We start from the raw sequence: 11,593 nt of genomic DNA, 5'->3' as shown, positions 1-11,593 counted from the left end.
CGACCGGGCAGGCCGCGCCGCGGCGGACTTCCTCGCCGTTCTCCTGGACGGCGCCCCGGACGTACCGGAGTCCCGCCCGGCAGACCGAGCACCTGCCGGGCGGCGGCGTGCGGCACGCCTGCTGGTGCACGCCGGCCGGCTCCGGCCGCGGACGGCACGAGTTCACCGCCTACGCCGTCGAGCCGGACGGCTCCGCCGCCGGCCTCCACTGCTCGCACGCCGTCCCCGGGGCCCGCACCTGGGCGGGCCACGTGTGGCGCTCGCTGCGGCGCCACGAGGACGCCCCGGCGTCCGCGGGCTGACGCACCCCGGCGCAGGGGCGCCCCCGCCGTGGGCGGCGGGGCCCGGGCGGGCTCAGGCGTCGCCGACGATCTCGCGGGCCATCGCGACCAGGGCGCCCGTCGCCGGGTGCGGAAAGGCGTCGCGCCAGGCCAGGACCACCGGCAGCGCGGGCGCGTCGGTGAGGGGGAGGTAGACGACGCCGGGGTGGGCGTGGAGCGCCGCGGTGGAGGCGGAGGAGACGCCGATGCCGCGGCCCGCGGCGATCGAGGTGAGCCAGTCGTCGGTGTTGCCGACGGTCAGGGTCGCGGACGGCCGGCCGGCGGGCGGCCAGAGCGCGAGGGTGGTCGCGCCCGAGACGGTGTTGAGGACGACGGTCTCGCCGGTCAGGTCGCCGAGGACGAGCCGGGCGCGGGCGGTGAGCGGGCTGTCGGCGGGCAGCGCGGCGACCCGCTCCTCCGTGGCGAGCTCCTCGGTGACGAGCCCCGGCGCGTCCACCGCGCCCCGGAGCAGGGCCGCGTCGACCTCGCCGCGGGCGAGGCCGGCCGTGCGGTCGTCGATGCGCAGGAGTTCCAGCGGGGTCTCGGGGTGCTCGCGCTGCCAGCGGCGGAGCAGGGGGGTGGTGTACGGCCCGAAGGCCGACCAGGCGTGTCCGAGCCGGAGCGGGCGGTGCCGCAGCCGGGCGGGGTCGACGGCGGCCTCGAAGGCGGCGAGTGCGGCGGCGGCCCGGTCCTGGAAGGCGCGGCCCTCGGCGGTCAGCGCGAGGTGATGGGTCGAGCGGTCGACGAGCCGGGCGCCGAGGTGCTGTTCGAGGGCGGCGAGGGTGCGGGAGACGGCGGGCTGGGTGAGGTGGAGCCGGGCAGCCGCCCTGGTCAGGCTGGATTCCTCGGCGATGGCGAGGAAGCAGCGGAGGTGACGCAGCTCGATGCTCATGCGTCCGGAGCATAACCGCAGCCCAATCGGCATTTCCGGTGCCGCGCGAAGGCTTCTAGCGTGGTCGGTGGCGGGGGAGTGGAATCGGGACGACAGCCCCGAGCGGGGTGCATTATTCTGAACTTACAGTTCAGTTTCATGGACTGTGTGATCGTGTCGGGCACCAGCGCCAGGAGCAGTGGCGGGAGCAGGAGGAGGAACCGGTGGACAGTCCGGTCAAGGATGCGGCCGCCCTCGCGGCGCCGGCCGCCGCGGCCGCCCCGGCCGTGGGCCAGGCGGTGCCGGACGGCCTCGCGGCCGGAGCCGGTCCGGGCGGCACCGGGCCGCGCCGCGCCGCCGTCGGCCGGGGCCTCGCGGGCCACCGCCTCGGCCCCGTCGCGCTCGTCGTCGCGGGCGGCCTCTCCGTCCAGTTCGGCTCCGCCGTCGCCGTGCTGCTCATGCCGCGCGCCGGCGCCCTCGGGGTCGTCACCCTGCGGCTCGTCCTCGCCGCCGCGGTGCTGCTGATCGTCTGCCGCCCCAAGGTCCGCGGCTACGGCCGTGCCGACTGGGGCACCGTCCTCGCCTTCGGCGCCGCCATGGCGGGCATGAACATCCTCTTCTACCAGGCAGCCGACCGGATCCCGCTGGGCGCCGCGGTGACCCTGGAGGTCCTCGGCCCGCTGATCCTCTCGGTGGTCGCCTCGCGCCGGCTGGTGAACCTGCTGTGGGCCGGTCTCGCGCTCGGCGGCGTCGTGCTGCTCGGCGGCGGGGGCTTCGACCGCCTCGATCCGCTGGGGGCGGCCTTCGCGCTCGCCGCGGGCGCCATGTGGGCGACGTACATCGTCTTCAGCGCCCGCACCGGCCGGCGCTTCCCGCAGGCCGACGGGCTCGCGCTCGCGATGGCCTTCGGCGCGGTCCTCAGCCTGCCCTTCGGCATCGTGGAGGCCGGCGACAAGCTCCTGGTCCCGTCGACGATCGGCCTCGGCCTCTGCGTGGCCCTGATGTCCTCCGTCCTGCCCTACACCCTCGAACTCCTCGCCCTCCGACGGCTGCCCGCCCCCACCTTCGCCGTCCTGATGAGCCTCGAACCGGCCATCGCCGCCACCGCCGGCTTCCTCATCCTCAGCCAGGCCCTCTCCCCCCTCGACGCCCTGGCCATCGCCCTCGTCATCGCCGCCAGCATGGGCGCCGTCCGCACCCAGACCCGCCGCCGGGACACCCGAGGGGCGTGACCTCCCCGCCGTCCGAAGCCCCGGCCCCGCGGCCGGGGCTTCGCCGTCGGGGGCGCGGAGCCGCGTGCCCGCGGCCGCCGGAGCGCGGTGCGCGGGGCTCGCGCCCGCAGCAGTCCCACCTCGACCTCGGGGTCGCCGACCTCGACGCCGCGCAGGAACGGGTCCTCGCGTGCGGGGCGCGCCTGCTGGACGACGGGGAGGGGGAGCGGGGCCGGCGGGTCTACGCGGATCCGGCGGGTCATCCGTTCTGCCTGGTCAGGGAGTGAGGGGACGGGGCGGCGCGACCGGGCGGGGGAGGGGTGACCCGATCCGTTCGACGGTTGGCCGCCCGGCGATTGAGCGGCTGCCGTCCGGCCCGGATCATGGAGGGGTCGCCCGCCGGGCGGGGAAGGGGGGCCGGTCGTGGCTCTGGAGATGAGGGACCGGTGCGAGCGCTGCGGGACGGCGGAGCTGACGCCGGACGGGCCGGCGCGGATCTGCTCGTACGAGTGCAGCTACTGCGTGCCGTGCGCGGACGCGATGGAGGACGTCTGTCCCAACTGCGGGGGTGAACTCGTGGCGCGCCCGCGTCGGGCCGCCTCCTGAGGGGTGTGGTTTCCCCGCTGGTCGGGCGGGGGCGGGGGCCGGCGTCCATCAGTCTCCCTGATGATAGTTGATACCTTCGCGAAGGTTTTTATTTCATGGGTGCATGACCGCATCCACCAGCTCCACTCCGGAGCCGGCCCCTCGGCCGGCTCGTTCGGGGGCCTACCCGGACGGCAGGACCCCTCTCGCTGACGCCGTACTCGCAGTGGCCCGACGGGACATCGCCACGTTCCACGCGCTGCCGCTGTCGCACGGCCGGTCTATCCGCGACTCCCACATGCGGGAGACCTACGAGGCGCTGTTCGGCGTCGCGCAGCTCGCGGCCGACGTGTCCTACAGCGGCACGATGCTGGACTCCTTCTTCCGGCCGCGCGGCCCGCTGCGCGAGGCCCAGCGCCTCGCCGCCCGCAGCTTCGGCGCCGACGCGACCTTCTTCCTGTCGGCCGGCACCAGCACCGCCAACCGGGTCGCGCTCACCGCGCTGACGCAGCCCGGCTCCCGCGTGCTCGCGGACCGCTCCTGCCACCAGTCGGTGCACTTCGCCCTCAACTCGCTCGGCGTCGACGTCGCGTACGCCCCGATGCAGCGCTGCTGCGACGACTGCCCGCGGACCTACGCCGACCTGCCCCGGCTCCTGGAGATGTTCCGGGCCGCCGCCGTCGAGGGCCGGCCGTTCGACACCGTCGTCCTCTCCGCCGTCTCCTACGACGGGGTCCGCTACGACCTGCCGACCGTCCTCGCCGAACTGGCCGCCGTGCACCCCGAGGTCGCCGTCCTGGTCGACGAGGCGTGGGGAGCGGCGCACCGCTTCCACCCCCGGCTGCGCCCGCTCACCGCGCTCCACGCCGTCGAGGCGCTGCGCGCCGCCGACCCGCGCCTCGCGATGAACGTCGCCGTCACCCACTCCGCGCACAAGTCGATGTCGGCGCTGCGCCAGGGCTCGTACCTGCACCTCATCGGCGACGGGGAGGCCCAGGAGCGGACCGCGCAGGCCCTCTTCCAGCACCACACCACCTCGCCGAGCTGGCCCGTCCTCGCCAGCCTCGACCTGGCCCGGCTCCAGGCCGAGACGGAGGGCGAGACGCTCCTCGGCCGCTCGCTCGGCCTCGCCAGCACCCTGCGCGTCGAGCTCGCCACCGACCCGCGCCTCTCCGCGTACCGCCCGCTCGGGCCCGACGGTCACCTCACCGACCCCGCCCAGCTCGTCAGCGACGACCCCACCCGGGTCCTGGTCGACATCAGCGCCCTCGGCATCACCGCGGCGGACTTCCGCCGGATGCTCTTCGACGAGTACGCGCTGTACGTGGCCCGCGAGAGCGGCGACGCGGTCCTCTTCCACATCCACATCGGGGTGGACGAGGGGACCCTGCTGCGGCTGCTCGACGCGCTGCGCACCATCCAGCGCACCTACCGGAGCGCCTCCGCGGCGCTGGCCGCGGGCACCTCCGAGCACTTCATCATCGCCTACCCGCCCGGCATCCCGATCACCGTGCCCGGCGAGAAGCTCTGCGAGCGGACCCTCAGCCAGATCGACTCCCTGCGCTCCAGCGGCTGCGAGATCTACACGCTGAGGAACCCCACCGTGTCCGTCGGCGACCTGGCCGCCCACGCCGTCACCGGTCCGGTCACCGGACCGGTCGCCGGCTCCGTGACCGGTCAGGGGAGCGGCCCCGTGACCGGGTCCGTCACCGCCGAGCGGCTCGCCGGCGCCGCCGCGGCCGCCGGGGAGCGGCTCACCGCCGCCGTCACCGACCGGCGCACCACCACCGCGACCGAGCGGCTCGCCGGCACCGCCGCGGCCGTCTCCGCCGCCGGCACCACCGCGGCGACCGTCTCCGCCGCTGCCGCCACCGCCGTCGTCACCAGCTGACCGCCCGACCCCGAGGGAGAGCACTTCCATGATCAAGATCGCGGACATCCGCAAGCACGCCGCCCGCTGGCCCCAGCGCGTCGCCGTCGTCGACGGCGAGACCCGTCTGACGTGGGCGAGCTTCGCCGACAAGGTCAGCCGGGTGGCCTGCGCCGTCCAGGACCTGCTGCCCGAGACCCGGCCGGCGCGCGCGGTGTTCCTCGCCGAGAACAGCTGGGAGCTCGTGGTCTCCATGGCCGCCGTCAGCTCGCTCGGCATCCCGTGCGTCGGCCTCGACTACACGGCCGGGGCCGTCGCCACCCGTGCCGCGCTCGACCAGCTGGAACCCACGGTCGTCATCACCTCGCGCGCCCACCGGTCGCTCGTCGAGGAGTGCGGCTGGCCCGACGGCCGCGACATACTCGACGTGTTCCTGGACAGCGAACCGGTGGGCCTCCCCGACGGCCAGACCGTGGCGGTGAGCTTCACCGACCTCCTCGTGTCGGCGCCGGGCGAACCGGAGCCGGTGGAGCAGCCGTTCGAGGCGTTCTCCTTCACCTCGGGCACCAGCGGCGTCCCGAAGATGGTCGTCCGGCGGACGTCCTTCGAGGCCCGCCGCTTCGCCGACCTGGTCGACCAGTACGCCTTCGACGAGGAGGACGTCCACCTCGTCACGGTCCCGCTCTACCACGCCTCCGGGCCCGGCTGGGCGCGCATCTTCCTGACACTCGGCGGCACCGTCGTCCTCGGCCCGCACGACGACGCCGGGGAACTGATCCGGATCATCCAGGAGGAGGGCGTCTCCACCACCCTGATGGTGCCGCCCGTCCTGGCCCGGGTCGTCGCCCACCCGGACTCGGAGCACCTGCACAAGACCTCGCGGCTCCACTTCGTCCTCTCCGGCGGTCGCCACCTCAACCGATGGGTCGTCAACAACGCCTGGGACCGCCTCGGCCCGGTCCTCCACCTCTACTACGGGACCACCGAGACCGGCGTGAACGTCATGATCGGCCCCGAGGAGCTGCACGTGGCGCCCTGCCGCTCCGGCCGCCCCATGCCCGGCAACACCGTCGTCGTCCTCGACGCCGACAACAAGCCCCTCCCCAAGGGCAGCCGGGGCCGGGTCGCCATCGCCAGCTACCAGCTGATGGACAGCTACGCGACCAGCGAGCCCGACTTCATGACGCTCGACTACGGCGGCCGCACCCAGCGGTTCCTGCTCACCGGCGACAGCGGACTCGTCGACGAGGCGGGCCGGCTCGAACTCACCGGCCGCAACGACGGCGTGGCCAAGGCGGAGGCGGGCAAGCCGCTCGACGTCAACATATTCGGGCTGGAGGCGGACCTCATGGACCTGCCCTGCGTCCGGGAGACCGCCGTCCTGCGGACGAGACTCCCCGGCGCGGGCGAGGTGCTCGTCGTCCCCTTCACCCCGGTCGCCCCGGAGCGCCAGGAGAGCGGCTACCGGGCGGTCAGCGCCGCCTGCGCCCGCCGCGTCCCCTGCCTCCCGGCGTACGTCGTCCCCGTCGACGCCATCCCGTACAGCCCGACCGGCAAGGTCCGGGCCGCCCAGCTCCTGGAGTCGGTGCTGCCCCTCCTCGACATCCGGCCCACGGAGCCGGACGCGACGGTCCCCGCGGACGGCGACGCCGCCCGCGAGGCCGAGCCGGTCGGGGTCTGACCCCGCGGATCCTCCGCGGCACGTCCGCGGGACCACGGTGGTCCCGCGGAGCGGCCGGGGCCCGCCCCCCTCCCGAGGCCCCGGCCGCACCTCCCCGCAGTACCGCGCCCGCCCCCGCTCCCCGCCCGACTCCCCCCCGCCCCCTCCTCCCTTCCCTTCTCCTCCCTTTCCTCCCCTCCCGGCCGGCTCAGGCCCGACAGGAAGAGTCATGAACAGTCAGAACACGTACATGCGAGGCGTCCTCCTCTGCCTCCTAGCCACGGTGTCCTGGGGCGCGATGTTCCCCCTCATGGACTCCACCCTGAAGCACATCGACCCCTTCACCTTCACCTGCATGCGGTACGCGATCGCCGGCGCGATGTTCCTCGTCTTCCTCCGGGTCCGCGAGGGCCGGGAGGGGCTGCGGCTCAAGGGCGAACGCATCGGCCTCGCCTGGCTGTTCGGCACGGCCGGGTTCGCGGGCTTCCAGTTCCTCGTCTTCTTCGGGCAGGACCTCATCGGCGAGCGGGGCGCCCTCAACGCCTCGATCATGATGGCGACGATGCCGATGATGGGCTTCCTGGTGAACTGGGTGCTCAAGAAGGTCGTGCCCCCGAAGGTCTCGCTCGCCTTCATCGCGATGTCCTTCGTCGGCACGATCCTGGTGGTCTCCGACGGTGACATCGGCTCGCTGATCGCCTCCCCGAAGGAGGCGGGCGCCGACGCGCTGCTGCTGTTCGCCGCGCTGTGCTGGGTGGTCTACACGTCGGGCGCGAGCTTCTTCCCGACCTGGTCGCCGATCAAGTACACGGCGATCACCACGGTCCTGGGCCTCGCCAGCGCCACCGTCATCACGGCGGTCATCCTGGCCGCCGGCGGCGTCCCGGTCCCGACGGCCGGCGCCGTGGGGTCGATCCTGCCCCAGCTCGCCTACATGAGCGTCATCGCCGGCTTCGTCGGCGTCCTCGGCTGGAACTTCGGCAACCGCTACCTGGGCCCGCTCAACGGCGTCCTGTTCATGGACGTCGTGCCGATCACGGCCTTCGTCATCTCGGCCCTGACCGGTGTGGTCCCGGCGGGCGTGCAGATCGTCGGCGCCTCGCTGACGGCGGCCGCGCTGGTCCTGAACAACCTCTACCTGCGCCGCGTGGCCGCCCGGGCCGCCGCCGCTCCGGCCCCCGCCGCGACCCCGGTCGCGGGCTCGGCCCCGGGTTCCGCTTCGGGTTCCGCGCAGGCTCCGGCGCCCGTCGGATCCGGCAGCAGGTCCTGATCCTCCGTACGCGCTCGGCGTGGCCTCCCACCTCCGTGGGGGGCCACGCCGTTTTCCGGACGTCCGCCTCTCCGGGGTCTGTTCACCGTGGCCACGCGGCCGATCAGGCGCGCAGGCCGTCGAGGAGGACGCTCCGCATCTCCGCGTACCGCTCGGTGAGGTCCTTGCGCCGGCTGAGCACGTCGGAGATGTGCTGCATGCCGAAGAAGGCGGAGACCATCACGCGGGCCGCCGCGCGGGGTTCCACTCCCTCGCGCAGTTCGCCCGCGTCCCGGGCCTCCGCGATGAGCCGCGTGAGGTAGTCCTCCCAGCCCACGTAGGGCTCGGGGAGTTCGGCGTCGATGAGGGCCCGCTCGATCTGGAGCCGGGCGCCGGCCTGGACGACGATGTCCCGCGCGAACGCGGCGGTGACGGTGTCGAGCACGGCGACGAGCGTGTCGAACGGCTTCTCGTGGGTGCCCTCGGCGCCCTGGAGGATGCCGGGCCAGCGGGCGTAGTGCTCCTGGACGACCGCGACGGCGAGGGCCTCCTTGTTCGTGTAGTGGAAGTACACCGCCCCCTTGGTCATGGCCGCGCGTTCGGCCACGTCCTGCAGGGTGACCGTCGCGTAGCCGCGCTCGGCGAAGAGCTCGGCCGCCGACTGGAGGATGTGCACCTTCGTGCGCCGGGCCCGCTCCTGCTTCGGTTCGCTCCGGGGAGTCGCCATGCCTGTCCGCCTCTCTCGTTCCTATGCCTTGCAATATACATTCTCGAAGGTATATTTCTTGCTGTCGGGGGACGGACCAAATCCCCCTTCGCCACGATGATTCACCTTGAGGGGGAAAAGGATGTCCATCGGTGTGCTGCAGACCGTGGTGCCGTTCGGGTCGATCGACCCGATGGAGGCGCTCGGTCCCCTGGAATCACTGGAGTCTCTCGTACGGGAGGCCAAGGAGGGGCTCAGCTTCGACCGCACCATCTCCCGCCGGCTCGTCCACCGCGCCTCGGTGACGGAGGTCTTCCTCACCGACTCGGTCGTCGCCGGCGCGGACCGGTTCCTGGTCGGCGCCCAACTGCCCCGCAACCACGCCCTGTACCGCCCGGAGGAGAGCGGGCAGTGCGACTTCATGCTGCTCGTCGAGACCGTCCGGCAGGCCGGGATCTTCCTGAGCCACCGCTACCACGACGTGCCGCTCGGCCACCACTTCATCTTCAAGGCGCTGTCGCTGCACATCGTCGACCCGGCCGCACTCCGGGTCGGCAGCGGTCCGCTCGCGGTCGCCCTCGACGTGAGGGTGGTGACGCCGGCCGGCACGCGCAACGCACGCCGCTTCGACGCCCGTTTCGACATGGTGATCGAGGTCGCCGGCCGTGAGTGCGCCCGCGCCTCGGCCGGGGTCGTCGTCATCGACGGGGTCCGCTACGGCCGGCTGCGGCAGCGCGGGCGCCTCGCGGAGGCGGCCGGCGGAAGACCGGAGGCGGCTGGTGGCAGACCCGGTGCGGACCGCCGCACCGGAGAGGGCGTACCGGCCGGGCAGGGGGGCCGGGGCGGCCAGGGCGTTCGGACAGGGCAGACGGTACGGGCCGGTCGGGACGGCCAGGGGCCCCAGTGCGACGGTTCCGAGGTCCGGTTCGGGAAGCAGGCGGGGCCGGTGCGCGCGGAGACGGGCAGCGCCGCCGGGTCGCGGGGCGTGCTCCGCTCCGCGGCGGACTCCGGCGCGCGGACCCGCACGGACGGAACAGGGGAGTGGCGGCTGCACGTCGACCCCACCCACCCCGGCTACTTCGAGCACCCCTCGGACCACGTGCCGGGGATGCTGCTCCTGGAGTCCTTCCGGCAGGCCGCCGCGCTGGTGGCCGGCGAGGGGGGCGTACTGGCCTCCATGGAGGCCGAGTTCGCCGTCTTCGGCGAGCTGGCCGAGCCGGTGAAGGTCCACGCCGCGCGGACCGAGGGGGGCCGCATACGACTGTCGGCCACCCAGCGCGGACGGCTCCTCGCCACGGCCGGGGCCCGCTGCGCGTGACGGCGCGGCGACACGTTCAGGGCATGTACGGACGAGCGATCAGAGGAAGAGGCGGAACCATGGAACTCCAGCACTTACGGGCCTTCCGGGAAGTGGCCCGAGAACTCAGCTTCACCCGCGCCGCGCACAACCTGCACTACTCCCAGCCCGCCGTGACCGCCCAGATCAAGGGCCTGGAGGAGGACATGGGGGCCTCGCTCTTCCAGCGGCGCGGCAACCGTTCCGTGGAGCTGACGCCGGCCGGGGCGCGTCTGCGTCCGCTCGCGGAACAGATCCTCGACCTCGTCGAGACGGCGCAGTACGAGATCGCCTGCCCGGCCACCGGGCGCACGGTGGCCGGCCGGACCGGCGGCGAACGGCACCTCGGCTCCCTCACCGGAGGCGTCCGGCTCGGGGAGAGAGGGGGGCGGGCATGACCATCGCCGCCACCCGGGCCGCGTTCTTCGACGTGGACGAGACCCTGATCACCTGCAAGAGCATGGCCTGTGTCCTCGCCGCCTTCTGGGGGCGCGGGGAGTCGGCCGCGCGCCGGCTCGCCGCGGCACGCTCCTCGCTCCAGGCGCAGCTCCGCGACGGCGTGCCCCGCGAGCAGGTGAACCGGTCCTTCTTCCGCTTCCTCGCCGGCAGTCGCCTCGACGAACTGGAGGCGTGTGGGCGGGAGTGGTACGCGAAGGCCCGTGCGGGCGGCCTCGTCCACACCCCTGTGTACGACGCGCTGCGGCGGCACGCCCACGCCGGCGACCTGATCGTCCTCGTCTCGGGTGCCTTCTCCGCCTGTCTGGAGCCGCTGGCCCGCGAGGTCGGCGCGGACCTCGTCGTGTGCACCGTGCCCGAGGTGACCTCGGAGGGCGTCCTGACCGGCCGGCTGAACGGCCCGCCCATGATCGGCGAGGCCAAGGCCGAGGCGGCGCGCGGGATCATGACGGCCTTCGGCCTCGCCCCCGCGGACTGCTTCGCGTACGCCGACGACGACAGCGACCTCCCCCTCCTCCGCGCGGTCGGCCACCCCGTCCTCGTCGGCGACGGTCCGGTCTCCGCCTCGCTCGTCGAGACGGCCGGCTGGTCCTGGCTGCCCGGCCCCGCCCCCGCCCGCTCCGCCCTGCCCGCCCGGACGACGCCTTCCTTGTCGGCCGACCGACCGGAGAGCTCACGGAGCACGCAGGACACGCAGAGCGCCATGGGCGCGCAGGACACGCAGGGCGCAATGAGCACGCGGCGCGCGGTGAGTTCGCCGATGAGGGCGCCCGCGGTCAGCGGCGCCTCGCGAGCCCTCGCGTCGCAGGCGGCCTGAGGCTCCCCGCCTCCCCCCACGCTTGCTCGACCGGTCCCGGAAGCCCCGCCGCCACGGAGGCTCCGTCGGGCCGTGGACACCGCGCCCCACCGCGTTCCCCGCACGTGTCGACCGCTCGGCGCCGATTCCGGTGCCGGTCCCCGGTGTCGATCCGCGGTGTCCATCCCGGGCGCCGACCGCCGCCGTCGGTACGCCCGCTCCGCCCGCGCCCGCCGGTGCCCCGTCGACCGGTCGCGACGCCCGCCCCCGGTGACCGAACTCCCCGCCCGGAGAACCCGGCCAGGAGAACGCGATCCGCCCCCCCGCCCCCCCCCGCACAGGAGTTCGCGGCCCGGAGACCCCGGCCGGACCCGCCCCGGAACCGAAGCCCGTGACGCGGAGACCCCGTGACGCGAAGACAGACCTGTGACGCGGAGACAAGACCCCGTGACGCGGAGACAGAGCCGTGATCCGGCGATCCCGTGACCCGGAGAGCCCGGACCCGAAAGCCCTCACCCGTCCTGCCGGATCCA

Annotated in this window: 11 protein-coding genes; 9 read left to right on the top strand and 2 right to left on the bottom strand. The window is 74.1% G+C overall.

Annotated features, from left to right (window positions below):
* Positions 1-354: 354 nt before the first annotated feature.
* Positions 355-1,212: a LysR family transcriptional regulator gene (locus ACZ60W_RS24825; protein ID WP_469757569.1), complete on the bottom strand. Its 858-nt coding sequence runs from the start codon at positions 1,210-1,212 to the stop codon at positions 355-357.
* 266 nt (positions 1,213-1,478) lie between these two features.
* On the opposite strand from ACZ60W_RS24825, the gene ACZ60W_RS24820 reads away from it, so the two are divergent.
* From ACZ60W_RS24820 to ACZ60W_RS24795, 6 genes are all read left to right on the top strand, one after another.
* Positions 1,479-2,423 (top strand): EamA family transporter, encoded by a 945-nt coding sequence (locus tag ACZ60W_RS24820; protein WP_469757603.1) that lies wholly within the window; start codon positions 1,479-1,481, stop codon positions 2,421-2,423.
* The gene (locus ACZ60W_RS24815) at positions 2,420-2,689 is read left to right on the top strand and encodes a VOC family protein (protein WP_469757568.1); all 270 of its coding nucleotides are present in this window, start codon (positions 2,420-2,422) and stop codon (positions 2,687-2,689) included. Before ACZ60W_RS24820 ends, ACZ60W_RS24815 begins: the two co-directional genes overlap by 4 nt.
* A 136-nt stretch (positions 2,690-2,825) precedes the next feature.
* Entirely contained in the window at positions 2,826-3,008 is a 183-nt protein-coding gene (locus ACZ60W_RS24810; protein ID WP_469757567.1) for a DUF1272 domain-containing protein, read from the top strand.
* Positions 3,009-3,111: 103 nt separating this feature from the next.
* Positions 3,112-4,878 carry an aminotransferase class I/II-fold pyridoxal phosphate-dependent enzyme gene (locus ACZ60W_RS24805; RefSeq protein WP_469757566.1) on the top strand — a complete coding sequence of 589 codons (1,767 nt, stop codon included), beginning with the start codon at positions 3,112-3,114 and terminating at the stop codon, positions 4,876-4,878.
* 28 nt (positions 4,879-4,906) lie between these two features.
* Positions 4,907-6,538, top strand: coding sequence for a class I adenylate-forming enzyme family protein (locus ACZ60W_RS24800; RefSeq protein ID WP_469757565.1), 1,632 nt, complete (start codon positions 4,907-4,909; stop codon positions 6,536-6,538).
* A 208-nt stretch (positions 6,539-6,746) separates the two neighbouring features.
* Positions 6,747-7,787: a DMT family transporter gene (locus tag ACZ60W_RS24795; protein WP_469757564.1), complete on the top strand. Its 1,041-nt coding sequence runs from the start codon at positions 6,747-6,749 to the stop codon at positions 7,785-7,787.
* Between the two features lie 103 nt (positions 7,788-7,890).
* On the opposite strand, the gene ACZ60W_RS24790 is transcribed toward ACZ60W_RS24795, so the two are convergent.
* Positions 7,891-8,493 (bottom strand): ScbR family autoregulator-binding transcription factor, encoded by a 603-nt coding sequence (locus tag ACZ60W_RS24790; RefSeq protein ID WP_469757563.1) that lies wholly within the window; start codon positions 8,491-8,493, stop codon positions 7,891-7,893.
* A gap of 121 nt (positions 8,494-8,614) precedes the next feature.
* On the opposite strand from ACZ60W_RS24790, the gene ACZ60W_RS24785 reads away from it, so the two are divergent.
* Genes ACZ60W_RS24785 through ACZ60W_RS24775 form a run of 3 tightly spaced genes read left to right on the top strand, consistent with a single transcriptional unit; the run spans position 8,615 to position 11,081 of the window.
* Positions 8,615-9,790: an AfsA-related hotdog domain-containing protein gene (locus ACZ60W_RS24785; protein WP_469757562.1), complete on the top strand. Its 1,176-nt coding sequence runs from the start codon at positions 8,615-8,617 to the stop codon at positions 9,788-9,790.
* A 59-nt stretch (positions 9,791-9,849) separates the two neighbouring features.
* Positions 9,850-10,206 (top strand): LysR family transcriptional regulator, encoded by a 357-nt coding sequence (locus tag ACZ60W_RS24780; protein ID WP_469757561.1) that lies wholly within the window; start codon positions 9,850-9,852, stop codon positions 10,204-10,206.
* Positions 10,203-11,081, top strand: a complete 879-nt coding sequence (locus ACZ60W_RS24775; RefSeq protein ID WP_469757560.1) for an HAD family hydrolase — start codon at positions 10,203-10,205, stop codon at positions 11,079-11,081. Before ACZ60W_RS24780 ends, ACZ60W_RS24775 begins: the two co-directional genes overlap by 4 nt.
* Positions 11,082-11,593: the final 512 nt, after the last annotated feature.

It is taken from the genome of Streptomyces sp. NPDC104202 (assembly GCF_055584185.1).
The sequence above is the reverse complement of the archived record's forward strand: the minus strand, read 5'-3'. Positions and strand labels throughout refer to the sequence as shown.